This window comes from Nocardia aobensis NBRC 100429 (assembly GCF_000308375.1).
GTDB classification, from domain to species: domain Bacteria; phylum Actinomycetota; class Actinomycetes; order Mycobacteriales; family Mycobacteriaceae; genus Nocardia; species Nocardia aobensis.
Window position 1 is genome coordinate 1 of sequence record NZ_BAFQ01000182.1, and the last position, 21,390, is coordinate 21,390.

The 21,390-nt window shown below is 69.7% G+C and carries 5 protein-coding genes; 2 read left to right on the top strand and 3 right to left on the bottom strand.

All coding sequences use genetic code 11. From position 1 onward, the window contains the following. The 3 genes from RJ03_RS23650 to mftF all read right to left on the bottom strand — a co-directional run. A partial coding sequence (locus RJ03_RS23650; protein WP_051025178.1) for a non-ribosomal peptide synthase/polyketide synthase occupies positions 1-15,894 on the bottom strand: 15,894 nt, incomplete at its 3' end. Positions 15,895-16,342: 448 nt separating this feature from the next. Continuing rightward, positions 16,343-17,716, bottom strand: a complete 1,374-nt coding sequence (locus RJ03_RS23655; protein ID WP_036505803.1) for a GAF domain-containing protein — start codon at positions 17,714-17,716, stop codon at positions 16,343-16,345. A 147-nt stretch (positions 17,717-17,863) separates the two neighbouring features. Continuing rightward, positions 17,864-19,261, bottom strand: coding sequence for a mycofactocin biosynthesis glycosyltransferase MftF (mftF, locus tag RJ03_RS23660; protein ID WP_036505804.1), 1,398 nt, complete (start codon positions 19,259-19,261; stop codon positions 17,864-17,866). A 373-nt stretch (positions 19,262-19,634) separates the two neighbouring features. On the opposite strand from mftF, the gene mftR2 reads away from it, so the two are divergent. Together mftR2 and RJ03_RS23670 are read left to right on the top strand one after the other, a co-directional pair. Beyond that, on the top strand, positions 19,635-20,258 hold the full coding sequence (gene mftR2 / locus RJ03_RS23665) for a mycofactocin system transcriptional regulator MftR2 (protein ID WP_051025179.1): 624 nt from the start codon (positions 19,635-19,637) through the stop codon (positions 20,256-20,258). Positions 20,259-20,311: 53 nt separating this feature from the next. Beyond that, complete coding sequence (locus RJ03_RS23670) at positions 20,312-21,373, top strand: ferredoxin--NADP reductase (protein WP_036505805.1); 1,062 nt, start codon at positions 20,312-20,314, stop codon at positions 21,371-21,373. Positions 21,374-21,390 lie beyond the last annotated feature (17 nt).

The window sequence follows — 21,390 nt, forward strand, 5'->3', positions numbered from 1 at the left end:
GAACACCGCGGCCACCGGCACCCGCACGCCCGAGGCCGCACCGAGCCGCGCGGCCAGGCGGGCGGCCGCGAGCGAGTTGCCGCCGAGTTCGAAGAAGTCGGTGCCGGCGCCGATCGGCGACTCGCCGTCGGCCGGCCGTCCGACGATATCGGCGAATTCCGCTGCCACCAGGCGTTCGGTATCGGTGCCCGGTGCCCGGAATTCGGCCTCGGACAGCACCGGGGCGGGCAGCCGATCGCGGTCGACCTTGCCGTTGGCCGTGAGCGGCAGCGCGTCCAGCACCACCACGGCCGCCGGCACCATGTACTTCGGCAGTTCGCTGCCGAGCGCCTCGCGCAGCGTGTTCGCGTCGACATCCGCGCCGGGTACCGCGGCGTAGGCGATCAGGCGCGGTCCGGCGCTACCGTCCGTGCGGGCCACCGCGACCGCGGCCTCGACGCCGGGCCGGCGCAGCAGAGCGGCCTCCACGTCGCCGAGTTCGATCCGGAAACCGCCGATCTTGACCTGGAAGTCGGCCCGCTCCAGATATTCGAGCAGCCCGTCGGTCCGGCGGCGCACGATATCGCCCGTGCGGTACATGCGGCCACCGTGGAACGGATCGGCGACGAAACGCCCCGCGGTGAGCGCCGGGTGTTCCTGATAGCCGCGGGCCAGCTGGTCACCGGCCAGATACAGCTCGCCGGGCACACCCGACGGAACCGGCCGCAGCCGCCGATCGAGCACATGGGCCCGGCTGTTCCAGACCGGTGCGCCGATCGGCACCACCGGCTCCGGATCGGCGCCGACCCGGTGCGAGGTGATCGACACGGCGGTTTCGGTGGGGCCGTACAGATTGAACAGCGTTGCCTCGCTGCGGCTTGCGAACTGCCGCGCCGTCGACTGCGGCAGCGTCTCACCGATCGCGAGGACGGCCCGCAGCGTCTGCGGCAGGACGGTTTCGTCGGCCAGCAGCATGCCCAGCAGCGAGGGCACGGTGAACAGCACGCTGACCCGGTGCCGCCGCATGAGCTCGCGCAGGTGGTCGGGATCGCGTTCGCTGCCCGGCTCACTGATCACCAGGGCTCCGCCGCTGACCAGCACGGACCAGAACTCCCACACCGAGAGGTCGAAGGTCGCGGGCGTCTTGAGCAGCGTGCGATCGGTCCCGTCGATGCCGAATTCGGCTCGCAGCCACAGCAATTGATTGACGATGGCGCCGTGCGAGACCGCCACGCCCTTGGGGCGTCCGGTGGAGCCGGAGGTGAATACGACATACGCGGTGTTCGACGGCCGCAGCGGCGCGACCCGGTCGGCAGCGGTGATCGGCGTTCCCGGCTGGTCCGACAGATCCGTGCCGGGATCCACCACCGCGATGCCGTCAGGTATCCCCGCCACCGCATCGCTGCCCAGCACGCACACCGGCCGCGCGGTCTCGACGATATGCGCGATCCGGTCGGCCGGATGGCCGGGATCGATCGGCACATAGGCGCCACCGGCCTTGGCCACCGCGAACATGGCGATCACCAGATCGACCGAACGGCGCAGCGCCAGCACCACATTCGCCTCCGGACGCACACCGAGGCCGATGAGGTGGCGGGCCAGCCGGTTGACCCGGGTGTCGAATTCGCGATAGCTCAGTTCGGCGCCGCTCTCGTCGATCAGCGCCACCGCCGCGGGATCCGCGGCGACCCGCGCGTCGACCAGATCCACCAGCGTCGCCTCGGGGATTTCCCGCGCCGTCCGGTTGCAGTCCTCGATCACGAACCGGTACTGCTGTTCGCCGAGCAGATCCAGATCGCGGATCCGGGTCGCGGGGGCGGCGGCCACCGTGTGCAGGACCCGGCTCACCTGGTCGGCGATCCGCTCGGCGGTCTCGGCGGTGAACAGATCGGTCGCGTAGCCGAGTGCCAGCTCGATACCCGCCGGTGTCCCGGTCTCGGTGTGGTGGTCGACGGCGAACAGATGCAGATCGAATTGCGCGATCGCACTGTCGGATTCGACCTCGGTGACGGTCAGGCCCGGTAGTCGCAGGGTGGCGCGATCGTGGTTCTGGAACGACAGGCCCACCTGCACCAGCGGATGCCGGGCGGTCGAGCGACGCGGATTCAACACCTCGACGAGGCGTTCGAACGGCACGTCGGTATGCGAGAGGGCGGCGATATCGGCTGCCCGTACGGCGTCGAGCAGCGTGTCGAAGGAGGCGTCCACATCGACCGCGGTCCGCAACACCACGGTATTGACGAACATGCCGATGACCTCGTCCAGCGCGGCGTCGTTGCGCCCCGCGACGGGCGTGCCCACCGCGATGTCGCCGGTGTCGCACAGCCGGGCCAGCACCGCCGCGAAGGCCGCGTGCACGACCATGAACACCGTGGCGCCGGCGCCACGGCCCAATCCGGCCAGCCGCCGGTGCAATTCGGCGTCGACGGCGAACGCGACGCGGCGACCGTGCAGGCTCTGGCGGGCCGGGCGGGGCCGGTCGGTCGGCAGATCGAGCTGATCCGGCAGGCCGGCCAATGTTGCACGCCAGAACGCGATCTGCCGGGCGGCCACCGACTCGGCATCGTCCTCGGCGCCCAGCAGGCGCTTCTGCCACAGGGCGTAGTCGGCGTACTGCACCGGCAGCGGCGACCAGCCGGGCCGGTCGGAGCGGGCCCGGGCCTCGTAGGCGCGCATCAGATCGGCGACGAACGGCACGATCGAGGAGCCGTCGGCGCAGATGTGATGCAGCACCGCCGCCAGCACATGTTCGTCCGGGGCGAGTTCGAACATCCGCACCCGCACGGGCACGTCGGCGGTGACGTCGAATCCGGTGCCGAACAGATCCCGGACGCGTTGCGGCAGTGTGTCTTCGGTGACCGGTTCGGCGGTCGCGTCGATCCGGACCCGTTCCGCCGGCAGGATCACCTGGGCCGGTTCGCCGCCGATCTCGGGGTAGACGGTGCGCAGCGATTCGTGCCGGGCCACCACATCGCGCAGCGCCGCACCGAGAGCCTGCCGGTCCAGGTCGCCGGACAGGCGCAGTGCCAGCGGAATGTTGTAGGCGGCCGACGTGCGGTCGAAGCGGTTGAGGAACCACATCCGCTGCTGGGCCGGCGAGAGCGGCAGCCGAGCCGGACGCTCACCGGCGACCAACGCGGGCCGGGCGCCGCCGGACAGCGCCGCCACCGCGAGGTCGGCGACCCGCGGATTCTCGAACAGTGTGCGCACCGGGACGCTCACACCGAGCGCCGCGCCGATACGGGCGACGGCCTTGGCCGCCGAGAGCGAGCTGCCGCCGAGAGCGAAGAAGTCGTCGTCGGCACCCACCGCGCGTTCGGTATCGATATCGCCGAGCACCTCGCTGAACACATCCGCCACGATCTGCTCGGCGGCGCTCGTCGGCCGGCGGTAGCCGACCGTCTCGAACACCGGCGCCGGCAAGGCGCGCACATCGAGTTTTCCGTTGACGGTCAACGGAATTCGATCCACCGCGACCACGGCCGCGGGAACCATGTGCTCGGGCAGCCGCTCGGCCACCGTGCGACGCACCGACAGCACGTCGAGGCCGGCACCGACCACATATCCGACGATCCGGGCTTCGGCTCCCTCGTCCGCGCGCACCACGACCGCGGCCTGCGCCACCGAATCCACGGCCAGCAGGGCGGCCTCGATCTCGCCGAGTTCGACCCGGAAGCCGCGCAGGTTCACCTGATGGTCGGCGCGACCCAGATATTCGAGGTCACCGGTCGCGGTCCACCGCGCCAGGTCGCCGGAGCGGTAGGCGAGCGAACCCGCCGTCCCGTAGGGGTCGGCCACGAATCGCCCGGCGGTCAGGCCGGGCCGCCGCAGATATCCGCGGGCGAGCTGTCCGCCGGAGACGTAGATCTCGCCCGGCACGCCCACCGGGACCGGCCGCAGCCGGGAATCGAGCAGCCGCACGGTCAGACCCGGCAGGGCGCCACCGATCACGCCGGCCGCGCCGGTGCGCGCGTCGATCGGCCGGAACGACACGTGCACCGTGGTCTCGGTGATGCCGTACATATTGATCAGCCGCGGTGTGTGCGGATACCGCGCCGGCCAGTCCCGCAGCCGCGCCGGCTCCAGCGCTTCGCCGCCGAAGATCACGTAGCGCAGGCGATAGTCGGCCGGGTCTTCGGCCAGATCCGCGCTCATCAGCTGGTAGAACGCCGAGGGCGTCTGGTTGAGGACCGTCACGCCCTCGTCGATCAACAGATCCCGGAACTGCTGCGGCGACCGGGAGGTGAAGTAGTCGACGACGACGATCCGGCCGCCGTGCAGCAGCGCACCCCACAGCTCCCACACCGAGAAGTCGAAGGCGTAGGAGTGGAACAGTGTCCACACATCGGAGCGGTCGAAGTGGAATCGCTCGCGGGAATTGTCCAGCAGCCGAATCACATTGGCGTGTGGCACCTGCACACCCTTGGGACGGCCGGTGGAACCGGAGGTGTAGATCACGTAGGCGGTGTTGTCCGGGCGCAGCGGCGAGCGGCGGTCGGCATCCGTGATCGGCGCGCTGTCCAGCTCCTGCCAGGACACGGTGTCCAGGTCGATCACCGGGCCGTCGAACCAGCGCCGGGCCGCGCCGTCCGCATCGGTGATCGCGCACACCGGCCGGGCGTCGCCGAGGATGTACTCGATCCGGTCGGCGGGGTAATCCGGATCGATCGGCAGATAGCCGGCGCCGGATTCGACGACCGCGAGCAGTGCGACGATCAGATCCGCAGATCGCGGAAGCGCCACGGCCACCAGCGTTTCCGGACCGGCGCCGGCCGCGATCAGGCGCCGCGCGAGGCCGTGGGCCCGGTCCGCGAGTTCGCCGTAGGTGAGGGTGGCGTCGCCGGCGCGCACCGCGATCGCCGTTCGATCGGCGTGCGCGGCCGCCGCGAAACGCGTGGCGATGGTGGTCGTTTCGGCACGGTCGGCGCCGCTCACGGACCATTCGTACAGCGCGCGATGCTGTTCCTCGGCGCTGAGCAACTGGATGTCGCCGACCACGACGGTGTGATCGTGGCTGACCGCGGCCAGTACCTGCTCGAAGCGCCGCGCCAGCTCCGCGATCGTCGCCGCGTCGAAAAGGTCTGTGGCATAGGTTATCTCGACCGACATTCCGCCCGCGCGGCCGTCGTCGTCGATGGCCTCGACCAGCGTGAACTGCAGGTCGAACGCGACCGCCGCCGCGTCGACCGGCTCGGGCGTGACGTGCAGTCCCGGCAGTTCGACCTCGGGCAGGGTGAAGTTCTGGAAGGTCAGCGCCACCTGGAACAGCGGATGGCGGCTCGCGGTGCGGGCCGGCGCCAGCATCTCCACCACCTGCTCGAACGGCACGTCGACCTGTGACAGGGACGAAATATCCTGGGCGCGAACGGTATCGAGCACCGTGTGGAAGTGCTCGCGACTGTCGATCTCGCTGCGCAACACGATGGTGTTGACGAACATGCCGACCATCGGATCCAGCGCGGCCTCGCCACGCCCGGCCACCGGGGTGCCGATCGCGATGTCGGAGGTGCCCGACATCCGCGACAGCAGTACCGCCAGCGCGGCATGCACCGTGCTGAACAGGGTGGTCTCGTGTTTGCGGGCGAGTTCGCCCAGTTCGCTGTGCAGATCGGAGTCGATCTGGAAGTGGTGGCTGCCGCCGCGATACGACGGCGTCGCCGGACGCGGACGGTCGGTGGGCAGTTCCAGCTGTTCCGGCAGCCCGGCCAGGCGGGTGCGCCAGAATTCGCGCTGGCGGGACAGTTCGGATTCCGGATCGGCCGGATCGCCGAGGACCTCCGCCTGCCACAGCGTGTAGTCGCGGTACCGCACCGGCAGGTCCTGCCAGCCGGGTGCGTGCCCGGAGCGGCGTGCGGCGTATGCGGTCGTCACATCGGCGGCCAGGGGGGCCAGGGAAAGGCCGTCGGCGCAGATGTGGTGCAGGACCAGCAGCAGTACGTGATGATCGCCGGACAGCGCGAAAAGCTCGGCGCGCAAGCCGGTCTCGGCGGTGAGATCGAAGTCGGTGGCGCAGATCCCGGCGATGCGCTCGGCCAGCGTCTGCTCGCTCACCGCGGCCACGCGCAACGCCGGGATGTGCGCCGCGGCGGGCTCGACGACCTGCACCGGCCCGTCCGCGGTATCGGGGTAGCGGGTGCGCAGCGTCTCGTGCCGCTCGACGACATCGGCCAGGGCCGCGCGCAGGGCGTCGACATCCAGGTCTCCGCGCAACCGCAGTGCCAGCGGGATGACGTCGACCGCGGCCGCCGCCCGTTCGTCGGCGCGGTAGCGGTTGAGGAACCAGATCCGCCGCTGCGCCGCCGAGAGCGGCACCTGCTCCGGGAGCGTGCGCGCGGTCAGCGGGGCGCGCGCACCGGTACCGGCCAGCAGCTCGGCGCGCGCCGCCAGCTCGGCCACCGTGGTGGCCTCGAACAGCAGGCGAACCGGCAGCTGGGTGTCCAGCGCGGCGCCGATGCGGGCCAGCACCTGGGTGGCGAGCAGCGAATTGCCGCCGAGGTCGAAGAAGTCGTCGTCGCGGCCCACGCGCTCGGCGCCGAGCACCTCCGCGAAGACCTCGGCGACAACGGCTTCGGCCGCCGTCGCCGGTGCGTGGTATTCGCGCGCCTGCCAGACCGGATCGGGCAGGGCGCCGCGGTCCAGCTTGCCGGAGCCGTTGAGCGGGAACGCCTCGAGGACGACGTACGCCGCCGGGAGCATATAGGCCGGCAGTCGCCGCGCCAGTGCGGCCTTCACCGCGTCGACATCGATGCCGGCGCCCTCGGCGGGCAGCAGGTACGCGACCAGCCGGTCGCCGGTCTGCGGGTCGGGGCGGACGACCACCACGGCACGATCGATCTCCGGCACCGCGGTGAGCGCCGCTTCGATCTCACCCAATTCGATGCGCAGGCCACGCACCTTGACCTGAAAGTCGATGCGGCCCAAGTACTCCAGTTCACCGCGAGGATTCCACGCGACCAGGTCGCCGGTGCGGTAGAGCCGCTCCCCGGCGCCGAACGGATCGGCCACGAAACGCTCGGCGGTGATGTCGGGGCGCCCGACGTACCCTTCGGCCAGCTGCGAGCCGGCCAGATACAGCTCACCGGCGACGCCGACCGGCACCGGGCGCAACCGCGCGTCCAGTACGTACAGCCGGGTGTTGAACACCGGGCGGCCGATCGGCACGGCCGTGGTGTCGGTGTCGACGACCTCGTGGTGAGTGACGTCGACCGCGGCCTCGGTCGGCCCGTAGAGGTTGTGCAGTCGCGCGCCGGTCGCCGCCCGCACGCGCTGCGCGACCTCCGCCGGCAGCGCCTCACCGGAGGCGAACACCGTCCGGAGTGACCCCGGCCGCGCGTGCGCGAGGAACACCGCGAGCATCGAGGGCACGAAATGCGCTACCGAAACATGTTCGGCGCGAATCACTTCGGCGAGGTAGGCGGGGTCGCGATGGCCGTCGGGCCGGGCCACCACGAGCCGGGCGCCGACCTGCAACGGCCAGAAGAACTCCCACACCGACACATCGAAGGTCGCCGGAGTCTTCTGCAGTACGACATCGCAGGCGGTCAGTTCGTATTCCGACTGCATCCACACCAGCCGGTTCACGATCGCCCGGTGACTCACCGCCACACCCTTGGGCCGGCCCGTCGACCCGGAGGTGAACAGGACGTAGGCGGGATGGCCGGGCAGCAGCGGTCGCAGGCGGTCGGCGTCGGTGAGCGGCGCCGACGAGTAGTCGCCGGTGTCGAACAGGTCGATGTCCAGGATGGCGCAGTGACTGACCAGACCGCTGGTATCGAGATCGAGTCCGTCGGTGGAGCGGGTCAGGACGCACACCGGTCGCGCGGTGCGCAGGACGTCACCGGTGCGGTGGGCCGGGTGGTCGGGGTCGAGCGGTACGTAGGCCGCGCCCGCGGCGACCACCGCGTACATGGCGACCACCAGGTCGTCGCTGCGGCGGATACCCAGTGCCACGGTGCGCCCGGGGCCGACGCCGATCGACACCAGCAGCCGCGCCAATCGATTCACCCGCGCCGCGATCTCGGCGTAGGTCCATTGGGTGCCCTCGAAACGCACGGCGACGGCGTCCGGGCTGCGGCGCGCCCGCTCGGCGAACAGATCGGCCAGCGTGGTCGCCGGCACCTCGTGCGCGGTGTCGTTCCACGTCACCAGGGTCTGTTCGCGTTCGGCTGCCGACATCGGTTCGATATCGCCGACCGGCCGTTCCGGCTGCGCGACCAAGGCTTCGAGTACCAGCCGGAACCGGCGCGCGAATCCCGCGATCGTGGGCTCGTCGAACAGGTCCGTCGCATATTCGAAGACCGCTGCCAGGCTGCCGTCGGCCTGTTCCTCGGCGGTCAGGTGCAGGTCGAATTTGGCTGTGCCGGAATCGAGTTCGAGTGTCCTCGCGCGCAGGCCGGGCAGCCGCGGTGCACCGGCGGCGGCCTGGCGCAGATCCAGCATCACCTGGAACAGCGGATGCCGGGCCGCCGAACGCATCGGGTTCAGCACCTCGACCAGACGCTCGAACGGGACGTCGCGGTGGGCGAAGGCGCGCAGGTCGCCGTCGCGCACCGTGTCGAGCAGTGCGGCGAACGAGGACTCGGGCGCGACGTCGGCGCGCAGCACCAGCGTATTGACGAACATGCCGACCAGATCGTCGAGCGCGGCCTCACCCCGCCCGGCGATCGGCGTACCGATCGCGATATCGCGCTGCCCGGACAGTTTCGCCAGGACCACCGCGAAGGCGGCGTGCAGCGCCATGAAGAAGGTGGCGCCGGTCCGCTCGGCGTGGGTCCGCAGCGCGGAGACGGTCTCGGCGGGCAGCGCGAAGCGGTACCGGGCACCGCGGCCCGTCGCCGTCGCCGGCCGCGGCCGATCGCCCGGCAGGGCCAGCACATCGGGCAGTCCCGCCAGTTCGGCTGCCCAGAACCGGATCTGCTCGGCGATGGGCGAATTCGGATCGTCTTCGGAGCCCAGCACGGCCCGCTGCCAGAGCGCGTAGTCGGCGTACTGCACCGGCAGCGCCGGCCACTGCGGTGCCCGACCCGCCGTACGCGCGGCGTAAGCCTGCATCAGATCCCGCGTCAGCGGCGCGATCGACCAGCCGTCCGCCGCGATGTGGTGAATCGAGACGACGAGTACGTGCACGTCGGCGGCGCAGCGCAGCAGTGCCGTCCGGATCGGCGCCTGATCGCGCACCACGAAGGCGACGGCCGCCTCGGCCCGCAGACGCTGCGCGAATTCGTCCTCGCGCACCGGCTGCGGCGTCAGGTCGATCACCACGTCCGCCGGATCGAGCACGTCCTGGAAGGGCACCCCGTCGACGGCGGGATAGCGGGTCCGCAGGGCCTCGTGCCGTGCCAGCACATCGCGCACCGCCGCGGCGAGTGCGGTGATGTCCAACGTCCCGTGCAGCCGGATGGCGGTGGTCAGATTGTCGACCGCCGATTCGGTGTCGAACTGGTTGCGGAACCACATGCGCTGCTGCGCGTAGGACAGCGGCAGCGATTGCGGCCGCGGCCCGGCGATCAGCGCGAGGTGGCGGCGCGGGGCCGAATCCCGCAGTCGCCGAGCGAGTTTCGCGACGCCCGGATTCTCGAACAGCAGGCGCACCGGGACCTCGCGGTCCAGCGTCTCGGCCAGCCGTGCCGAAACCTGGGTGGCCACCAGCGAATTGCCGCCGAGGGCGAAGAAGTCGTCGTCGAGTCCGACCTGTTCGGCACCCAGCACACCGGCGAAGACCGCCGCGACCGCCTTCTCCTCGGCGCTCTCCGGCGCCCGGAACCGTTCGGCGGCCAGCACGGGATCGGGCAGGGCCGCGCGATCGAGTTTGCCGGAGGCCGTGAGCGGCATGGCCGCCAGCGCGACGTACACGCTCGGCACCATGTACGAGGGCAACCGATCCCGCAGCCGGCTCTCGGCGAGGGTCTGCGGATCGCCGTCGCACACGACATACGCCACCAGCAGATCACCGGCCCGATGCCGGTACACCCGCACCGCGGCGGCGTCGATACCCGGCGTGGCCAGCAGGGCCGCCTCGATCTCGCCCAATTCGATACGCTGGCCCCGCACCTTCACCTGGAAGTCGCTGCGCCCCAGATATTCCAGTTCCCCGGTGCGCAGACGGCGTACCAGGTCACCGGTGCGGTACATGCGTGCGCCGGCGGGTCCGAACGGATCGGCCACGAATCGCTGGGCGGTCGCGCCGGTCCGCCCCTGGTAACCGCGGGCGACCTGCGCACCGGACAGATACAGCTCGCCGATCACCAGATCGGGGACCGGCCGCAATTGCCTGTCGAGCACCAGAATACGACTGTCGCGCACCGGTTTACCGATCGGCGCCGGGCCGGTGTGGCCGGGGGTGATCGGGGCGTGGGTGGCGTGCACGGTGAATTCCGTAGGCCCGTACAGATTGTGTACCGCGGCATCGCTCACCGCGGCGAACGCGCGCACCGCCGCACCGTTGAGCGCCTCCCCGGCGACGAGAACACAACGCAGCGTGCGAATATCGGCCGGCGCCACGGTGGTCGCGAAGGTCGCCAGCATCGACGGTACGAACGAGGTCATGGTCACGGCGTGCCGGGCGATCGTCGCCGCCAGATAGGCGGTGTCTCGGTGCCCGTCCGGGGTGGCCACCACGAGCCGCGCTCCGCTGCTCAGCGGCGCGAACAGCTCCCACACCGAGACGTCGAAGGTGGCCGGGGTCTTGAACAGCACCACGTCCCGCTCGCCGATTCCGTACTCGGCGGTGATCCATGCGATCTGGTTGTCGAGCGAACTACGCTGGACGGCAACACCTTTCGGTGCCCCGGTGGACCCGGAGGTGAAGATGACGTACGCGGTGGCGGCCGAGCGCACCGGGGCGAGCCGGTCGGCGTCGGTGAGCGGGCGATCGGACAGGCCGTCCAATTCGAGCGCATCGATCGCGATCTGCCGGACGTCGAGATCGGGCGAGTCACCTGCGGTCAGCATGCACACCGGCGCGGCGGTCTCGGCCATCTGCCGCAATCGGGCGGTCGGCTGATCCGGGTCGACCGGCACGTACGCACCGCCGGCGGCCAGTACGGCGTAGGCGCCGATCACCAGCTCGGCGGACCGGCGCATACCCAGGACGACCAGCGATTCCGGGCCGACGCCCGCGCCGACGAGATGCCGCGCCAGGCGGTTGATCCGGGCCGACAGCTCGGCATAGGTGTAGTGCCGCTCGCCGTCGACCACTGCGACCGCGTCGGGTCGCAGGAGCACCTGCCGCTCGAATGCGGTGAGCACGCCGGGGGCGGATTCCTCGGCGCCGCGACGGCCGGATTCGATCGCGCGCCGCAGCTCGGCCGCATCGAGCAGCGGCAGCTGCCCCACCGCGCGGGTGGGCTCGGCGACCGCATGGGCGAGCAGTTGCCGCCACCATCGCGCATAGCCCGCGATGGTGTCCGGCTCGAAAAGATCTGTGGCGTAGGTGAACTCCGCCGTGATCCCCGCCGGTGCCGGACCTTCCCCGGGACCGGCACCGGCGAAGCTTTCGGTGACCGTCAGTTGAAGGTCGAACTTGGTCACCGCCGTGTCCAGGGTACTCGTCCGCACGGACAATCCGGGTAACTCGACGGCGATGTCCTGAGTGTCGGCCACACCCAGCATCACCTGGAACAACGGATGCCGGGCCTGCGATCGGACCGGATTGAGCGCCTCCACCAACTGTTCGAAGGGCAGATCGGCGTGGGCGAAGGCACCCAGGTCCACGGCCCGGACCCGTTGCAGCAGAGCGGTGAACGGTTCGTCGGCCGCCACTCGGGTGCGCAGCACCAGCGTGTTGACGAACATGCCGATCAGATCGTCGAGTTCGCGGTGACCGCGACCGGCGACCGGGGTTCCGATCACGATGTCCTCACCACCCGAGACGCGTGCGAGCAGCGCGGCCAGCGCGCCGTGCAGCACCATGAAGGTCGAAACGCCCTGGGCGCGGGCGAGTTCGGCGATCGCCGCGTGCAGGTGCGCGGGCAGGTCGAAGCGGTAGGTGGCACCCCGGCCGCCGGCCACCGCGGGCCGCGGCCGATCGGCGGGCAGGTCCAGCTGGTCGGGAATTCCCGCCAGCGTGTGCGACCAGTAGCCGAGCTGCTGGGCGGCCAGGGAATCGGGATCTTCGGAATCACCCAGCCGATCCCGTTGCCACAGTGCGTAATCGGCGTACTGCACCGCCGGCGGCGTCTCGACGGCGTCGACTCCCGACCGGCGCAGGGTGTAGGCCGCGGCCACATCCCGCGCCAGCACCGGCAGCGACAGTCCGTCCGCGGCGATGTGGTGCAGCACGATCGCCAACGCGACATCGTCGGCGGACAGCTCGAAAATCACCGCACGCAACGGGATTTCGGCGGCCAGATCGAAGCCGCGCGCGGCCAGCCGGGCCAGCTCGGCGTCGAGCCCCTCCGCGGCAACGGTTTCCACCGCGAAGGTTTCCGGGCCCACGTGCTCGGCGGGAAGAATATGCTGCCGCGCCACGAGGTCGTCGTCCGCGGGAAAGACCGTGCGCAGCACCTCGTGCCGGGCCACCACATCGGCGAGGGCCGAGCGCAGGGCATCGGTATCGACCGCACCGGTCATCCGGACCACGAACGGCATGTTGTAGCCGGCGCTGTCCTGCTCGAACCGGTTGAGGAACCAGATGCGCTGCTGCGCGGGCGAGAGCGGCAGCACCCGCGGACGCGGCCCCGCGACCGGACCCGCGCTCTCGTGCATGTCCTCGGTTTCGAAGGCGCGGTCGATCAGCTCGGCGAGCGCCTCGACCGTGGTGGCCTCGAACAGTTCCCGCACACCGAGGGCGCAGCCGAGATCGGCGTTCAGTCGCGCCGCCACCTGCGTCGCGACCAGCGAATTGCCACCCAGGGCGAAGAAATCGTCGTCGAGTCCGATGCGTTCACGGCCGAGCACCTCACCGAACACCTCGGCGACGGCCCGTTCCGAGACCGACTGCGGCCGGCGGTACCGTCCGGCGGTCCGCTCGGGCGCGGGCAGCGCGGCCCGATCGAGTTTGCCGGAGGCGTTGACCGGCAGCGATGCGAGCATCACATAGGCCGCCGGCGCCATATAACCGGGCAATTCCCGCGTGGCCGCGCTGCGCACCCGCGCCACGTCGACCGCGCCGGCGGTGGTTTCGACCAGATAGGCGACCAGTTGCGCACCGGTCCCGGCATCGTCGCGCACCACGACCACCGCGCGCGCGACCCCGGGCACCGCGCCGAGCACCGCTTCGATCTCGCCGAGTTCGATCCGCAGTCCGCGCAGCTTGACCTGGAAATCGGTGCGGCCGAGATAGTCGAGTTCGCCGTCGGCGGTCCAGCGGACCAGGTCCCCGGTGCGATACATCCGTGCCCCGGGGCCGGCCTCCGATTCACTGTCCGCGAACGGATCGGCGACGAACCGTTCGGCGGTCAGCTCCGGCCTCCCGACGTAGCCCCGGGCGAGCTGAACCCCCGACAGATACAGCTCACCCGGAACGCCGACGGGCACCGGCCGTAACCGTGCGTCGAGCACGTACAGCCGGGTGTTGAAGACCGGTGCGCCGATCGGCACACCGGTGGTATCGAGCGGGCCCACCTGATGCGCGGTGACATCGACCGCCGCCTCGGTGGGACCGTACAGATTGTGCAGCCGCGCGCGCGGCGCGACGGCGAGCAGTCGCTGCGCCAGCGGCCCGGGCAACGCCTCACCCGATGCGAACACCGCCCGCAGCGAGCCCAACGCGGAGCCGTCGACCACGCCGCCGAGGAACGCGGCGAGCATCGAGGGCACGAAATGCGCGATGGTGACGCCGAATTCGGCGATCGCCGCACGCAGATAGGCCGGATCGCGATGCCCGTCGGGCGAGGCCAGCACCAGGCTCGCCCCGGCCTGCAACGGCCAGAAGAACTCCCACACCGACACGTCGAAGGTGGCCGGGGTCTTCTGCAATACGACGTCGGCGGCGGTGAGCCGGTAGGCGCTCTGCATCCAGACCAGCCGGTTGACGATCGCGGCGTGGGGGACCGCGACGCCCTTCGGCCGTCCGGTGGAGCCCGAGGTGAAGATGACGTACGCGGGATGCTGCGGCCGCAGCGGCGAGACGCGCTCGGCGTCGGTAACCGGCCGATCGGACAGCGCCGACAGGTCCAGTGCGTCGATGTCGATCCATCGGGTGTCGCCGTCACCGTGATCGGCGACGGTGGTCAGCACGCAGACCGGCTTCGCGGTCTCGAGCACGTACCCGATGCGTTCGGCGGGATGATCGGGGTCCAGCGGCACATACGCCGCACCGGCCGCCAGCACCGCGTACATCGCGACCACGAGCTCCGGTGAACGCCGAATATGCAGTGCCACCGTGGTTTCCGGCCCGGCGCCGCGCGCGATCAGGTGGCGCGCGAGCCGGTTGACCTCGGCCGCGAATCCGGCGTAGCCGAGGGTCCGCGTGCCGCGCAGTGCGACGGCCTCCGGGGTCCGCGCGACCTGACGCTCGAACATCGACACCAGGGTCGCGTCCGCCCCCGCCGACTCGGTGATGTCCACCTCGGTGGCATTCCAGATCCGGAGGCTGACCTCGCGCTCCAGATCGGTGGTGACCGCCACCGACGACAGCGGCCGCTCGGGATCGAGGTCGACCAGCCGCTCGAGGAACCGGACGAAGCGCGCGTGATGGCGGGCGATGTCGTCGGCGCCGTACAGATTCGGGTTGGCCTCGAAGTCCACGTGCACACGGTCGCTGTCGCCGTAGTAGACGTTGAGGCTCATATCCTCGACCGGCCCGGTCGAGAGCACGTGATAGCGGCCGGCGGTATCGCCCAGGGTCAGATCGCTGCGGAACAGCATGATGTTGGCCAGCGGCCCGAACAGCGCGCGCCGGGTGGCCAGGCCTTCCATTCCGGCGTCGCGGCGGATGTCCTCGTGCCGGTAGCGCTGATGCCGCAGGGCACCGGCGACCTCGACCCGGGTCTGTTGCAGCAGCTGCGCCCAGGTGGCGTCGCCGACCTGCAGCCGCAGCGGGACGATATTGGAGAGCATGCCGGCCGAACGCCGCATCACCGCGGTCGTGCGGGCGGTGACCGGCAGGCTCAGCACCGCCTCGTCGCGTCCGGTCAGCCGGGCCAGATAAGCCGCGAAGGCCGCGAGCAATACCACCGCCGCGCTCGAATCATGCGCTGTCGCAAGGTCGTTCATCCGGGTGACGACCTTGTCCGGCAGGCGGCGGCCGTGCACCAGATTCCCGGCCGCACGGGGTGCGGTGCGGCCGTTGAGGGTGGTCGCGCCGTCCAGATCGCGGACCCGCTCACCCCAGTACTGCCGGTCCGAGCCGAATCGGGTGCTGTCGCGGTAGCCGTATTCGCCCTCCACCAGCGATTCGAGGCTGCCCGCCTTGGCCGGTTCGGGTTCGACGCCGCGCAGTTCGGCGGTGTAGCGCTCGGCGACGCGCATGGTGTTGGTCAGGGCGCCGAATCCGTCGAGAACGATGTGGTGGGCGCGCAGATACCAGAACCATCGCCGTTCGCCGACCCGCAGCACGGCCCCGGCGAACAGCCGGTCCGTCAGCAGATCCACCGGTCGCGTGTAGTCCGCGCGCATCCAGTCGTGGGCGGCGGCGACCGGATCGGGAGTATCACGCAGATCGACCGGCACGATGTCGACGGGAAGCCGCGGGTCCACGCACTGATACGGCTCGCCGTCGGTTTCGCCGAGCCGCACCACCGTGGACCCGAACTCCCGTGCCGCGTCGACCGAGACCTTTTGCAGGACTTCGACATCGAGGTCGCCGTGCACGTCGACGTACTGGGCGATATTGATCGGAGTTCCCGGGTCGAGCAGCTGGGCGTACCAGACTCCGAGCTGCGCCGGTGTCAACGGGAACGGCGACGGATCCGACGTGGTCTCGGCACCGTGACTTTCCCCCGGACCGAATCCGCTCAACTCCGAACCCTGCACCAGAGCCTCCTCGATTGACGAAATACCCAGCGACCGAACGCTTTTCGTGCAGCACGAAATAAGCCCCGGGCCTCGCGTGACGACGCGGACCCTGGCTTTGCCACGGTTGGTTCGGCGAATACACCTCACGCGATCGCGAAGGTGTGAAAGAGCGAAATGGTTTGTGTCTCAGTAATTTCGGTGAACCGGTGCGGTCACCAACTCATCCTCGAACTCGACTTCCTCCAACATCGCGGCCCCGAGCTCCCGCGGCCTCATCTCCTGCATCGGCCGGTGGCGGCTTACGCCACCGATGCAGCGAACACTAGGCCGAAGACTAATAAAAAGGAACGAGATCCTTCAAAAAAACTCGGACTAGCGTCCAATTCGGTCGATATCCGGGCAGAGATGTGCCCGAAACCACACTGTGACCTGTTTGTGTGAGTCAGGACACTTTCAGACGCGGAGCCTACGAGCCGAAACGTTGCATCTGCGTTGCATCGGCGCCCATCCGCCGGTCGAGCACCCGAATTTTGGCCTCGATCTGGGCATACAGAGCAGAATCGCGATCCGCGGTGGCTCGATACGCCACCCACGCGGCGGCATCGTCACGGCCCTCGGCGCCCGAGGTCCACCGGCTCAGCACCGCAGCGTCACCGGAACGTAACACCGCGGTCCGCAGCCGCACCCGCAATTCATCGCGGATGTCTATAACTCCGGGAGCGGTCGAACGGGGCAGCACCGGTCCGGTGTAATGGCGGACCGCACTGTGCACATCCCCCGAATCCAGCGCCGCGCGCAGCGCCTCCACATCCGTGGACACCGGCACCCGCAACCGATACGGGCGCGAACCGAAGACGTCCGGGCCGACCACCGAGCGCAGCCGCGACATGGCGGCCCGGATGGTGGCGTTGTCGAGGTCGGTGTCGTCGAGCAGCAGTGCCAGATGATCGGCGGACAGACCTTCGGCATGTTCGGCCAGCAACAGCAGGATCTCGGCATGCCGCTGCGACAACGCGATACGCTCGCCGTCGACCGACAGCTGCGGCTGGCCCAGACCCAGCACCTCCAGCGCCAGCCGGCCGGCGGTCCGCTGCGACGACGAATGATCCACGGGCGCACGACGATCCGCGCCGCGCTGTTCGGTGCGCACGGCCGCGAGCACCAGATCCATCTCCGCCGCGGTCGCGGCGGCCTTCACCAATGCCAGTATCTCCGGGCGGGCGACGCGCACGCCGCCGGCGATCATCAGCACGCCGACCAACCGGCCGTCCGGATCGTGCACGGGCGCGGCCGCTCCCGTGAGCTGATGCATCCGGTGCAGGAAATGTTCCGGGCCGTGGATCCAGGTGGCGCGGCCGGTACGAACCACCAGTCCGACCGCATTCGTACCGATGCGGCGTTCGGACAGATCGTCGCCCTCGCGCAGGCCGACCTCGGCGGCGGCCTCGACCCGGTCGGGATTGCCGTGCACCGAGAGCACCCGGCCGAACTGGTCGGCGACAACCACGATCAGCCCGATACCGGTGGCGTCCTGCAGCAGCAACTTGTCGACCAGTGGCATCACCGTGGCAATCGGATGGTTGTCGCGGTAGCGCTGCAGATCGGCGCCGCGCAGACCGCGGCCGTCGAGTACGTCCATGGGATCGACCCCGCCGCGCACACTGCGCAGCCAGGACTCCAGAACCAGCGGACGCAGCAATCCGGGCAGCTGATTGAGCTGATCACCCCCGACACTGAGGTAACCGTGGGCCTGAGCGGCATAGGCTTCCAGCGCACCGAGCTGTGTCCCGGGTTCGACCCTGCCCTCGGGACGGTTATCGCCTGTGAGATTGCTGACCATTTGCCTTTCTTTCCCGTCCCACACTGTACCGGCGGGTCAGGAAGGGCATGGGCGAAGCATACGGTTTGTCCGACAGGTCACACCGGCGCCGGATCGCCACGAAATGTGAGGTAGACGGCATATCAGGGCCACATGTGACCCCGGCCATCAATGCCGCGGAACGGCCGGGCGCAGCGCGGCCACATTGCGCGCACGCAGCGCGCCCGACCAGAGGCCGGTTCCGTAGGCGAGGTCGTCGAGCCGCTTGCACATCAGATATCGCACCGGATCCAGGCCGCCGGCATCGCGATGGGTGAACCAGTCGGCCAGTCCGTCGGCGAGCGCCAGCGCCACCGCGAGCCGGCGGATACGCCGGGAGGCGATCATCGCCAGCACCGTCACCGGCCAGTAGTGCCGGCACAGGGCCGAGACGATCCGCCATACCCCGGCGGAGAAACCGCGGGCCAGATGGATGGCCGCCACCCGCGTCGGATTGTCGAGTTCCGCGAATACCCGCCGCAGCCGGATCAGCGCGGCGAGCAGCGTGGCGAGCCCGCCCAGGATTCCGGCACGCGACGCGGTGGCCAGCAGCGCGGTCGCGGCGATGGTCCAGAACGGCACGGACAGCGGAGCGACCATCCCGGCGTGGCGGCGGGCCAGCGGCGCCGCACTCGCGCCGTGAGAGACCTTGCGGCAGAACCACTTACCGAACGAGGCCGGTTGATCGCAGGCGACGTGCGCGGCCGGCTCGTACCGCAGCCGCCAGCCGGCGCGCTCGAGCCGCCAGCACAGATCGACATCGGCGGCCGAGCGCATCTGCTCGTCGAATCCCCCTTCGGCCAGCAGTGCGTGGCGCCGCACCAGCAGTGCCGCGCCCGGCGCGTACGACACCGAGCCACGCGAGCTGACCGCGGTTTCCCGGCGGCCGAAATCCAGGGACGACCGCGCGCTCTCGTAGCGGCCGAGCACACTGGCATCCGGCTCGCGCGCCACGATGCGCGGAGCGACCAGGGCGACCTCGGGATCGCTGAAATGTCCGAGCATCACCTCCAGCCAACCCGCGCGCGGGACTACGTCGGAATCCAGGAATGCGACGAATTCCGTTGTCGCCGCCCGCAGTCCGGCATTGCGCGCGGCGACCACGCCCTGTCGCGAATCGTGGCGCAGCACGGTGACGCGGCAACGTCCCCCGGTGCGCGGAATGCGGACGGGCCGGTCGGAACCGTCGTCCACGACCACCACACTGTGCCCGCGCAGGGTCGACAGCAGCCGCTGCAGCCCCGCGGCGTCGTTGCAATGCGGCACCACGACCGTGACCTCTTCGGGCGAGGGCAGCAGGCGCGGACGCGGGTTGGCCACCCCGGAGTCGAGCAGCCGTCTGGCAACCACCGCGGACTGGGGATCCGTCACTTCGAGATACCCGTCACCGATCAGGGCGGCCGCTTCCGGAGCAAGTTTCAGCAACCTCGTCGGCGAGCCGCCGACCAAGAGCCGTCCACCGGAATAGGTGCGCACCCGAGGATCGATTCGCACCCCGAACCCGTCGGGCAGTCGATCATGGCGCATTCCAAGAATGCTATGCGCTAACCGCCCGCCGGGCATCCCGTGTCGAAAAAAACGGATCGAATTCGATACGAAACCGGCGGCAACGCACCGGCTCCGGCGTTGCGCGGGTGTCAATGACCATCGACGCTATCTAGCTATCTCACGGCAACATTCACTTCATGATCAACGAGATCCCGCGCGGGACGCGGTAGTTCATCTCCGGCTACTACCGCGTGACGTGCGGCGTCGCGGTGTGCGCCGATCTCCTCCACGTACCGGGCCGCCACCACGAACGCGCACTCTAGACTGCGGAAGGCAAGCACGTTGAACAGCAGATGACGGGTGGCCGTCGGGCGGGCTGCGCAGGTCTAGAGGTGGCATGGGAGTCGGACGGATGCAGACGAGCGGGGGCGGCAACACACTCTCGGAAGCCGAGATAGTCGAGGCCGCATTGCGTGTGGTGCGCGCCGACGGCGTGGAGAAGCTGTCGATGCGCCGGCTCTCCCGCGAACTCGGCGTTTCGCCGATGGCGCCCTACTACTACGTCGCCGACAAGCGCGAACTGCTGGATCTGGTGGCCAGCGCGGCCCTCACCGGAGTGCGGACTCCACCGCCGGAATTCGGCACCTGGCAGCAGCGCCTGCGCGAACTCATCGATCAGATCGACGAGAAGCTGCGCAAACACCCTGGCCTGGGTGATGTGCTGATCGAACAGACGCTGGGCAAACAGCTCGATCTGATCGCCGCTGTGATGGAAATCCTGTCCGATGCGGGGTTCGAGGATCGCAATGTGCTCGCCGCCTATGCCACCATTCACACGTATCTGTTCGGCCGCGCCCGGGTCAATCCGCGGGACCGATCCGCGCTGCACGACATGCCGCTTCCCGAAGCCGTCGAGCGGGCCGTCAAGCACATGGGCGACCTGCGCGGAAAATACTCCTACGACTTCGGCATGGATGTGCTGATCGCGGGGCTCGAGGCCCAGCTTGTCCGGCAGCGGGACGGCCACGTATCATAAATTAGAACACGTTCTAGTTTGCCCGCTCCAGCGCCCGGCCCCGAGAGGACACCATGACCACCGCCGATCCCGTCGTACCGCACAGCTCACGTTCGGCCGTGCTGCGGGTCGCCGCTGTCGTCAACGAGACGGCCGACGCCTGTTCGCTGGTCTTCGACGTGCCCGAAGATCTGCGCGAGCGCTTCGCCTATCAGCCCGGCCAGTTCCTGACGCTGCGCATCCCGAGCGAGCGCACCGGTTCGGTCGCGCGCTGCTATTCGCTGGCCAGCTCGCCGCACACCGATGTGCGGCCGAAGGTCACCGTGAAGCGCACGATCGACGGATACGCGTCGAACTGGGTGTGCGACAACGTCAAAGCCGGTGACGAGATCGAGGTGCTGCCGCCCTCCGGCGTCTTCACACCGAAGGATCTGGACGAGGATCTGCTGCTGTTCGCGGCCGGCAGCGGTGTCACCCCGGTGATGTCGATCCTGAAGTCGGCTCTGGCCCGCGGCAACGGCCGGATCGTGCTGGTCTACGCCAACCGCGATCCGGAATCGGTCATCTTCGCCGACGAACTGCGCGAACTCACCGACAAGAATCCGCAGCGGCTCGTGGTGGTGCACTGGCTGGAGACGCTGCAGGGTCTGCCCACCGCCGACGGACTGGCCGCGCTGTGCACCCCGTACACCGGTTTCCGCGCCTTCATGTGCGGGCCGAAGGCGTTCATGGACCGGGTGCACGACGCACTGGCCCAGCTGGAGGTGCCGCGCAACCGCACCCACGCCGAGGTCTTCAATTCGCTGTCCGGCGATCCGTTCGCCGCCGGCGCCCCGGTCGAGGTCAGCGAGGAGGACGCCGCCGACGCGGCCACCGTGGAGGTCGAACTCGACGGCGAAACCCATTCCATGCAGTGGCCGCGCCGCCAGACCCTGGTCGACATCATGCTCGCCAAGGGTCTGGACGTGCCGTACTCCTGCCAGGAGGGCGAATGCGGCTCCTGCGCCTGCACGGTGCTGGAAGGCAAAGTGGAGATGGACAATTCGGAGATTCTCGATCCGGAGGACATCGAAGCCGGATACATCCTCGGCTGCCAGGCGCATCCGGTCACCGATCATCTGAAGATCCAGTTCTGAGGACCGTCGCCGCCGTG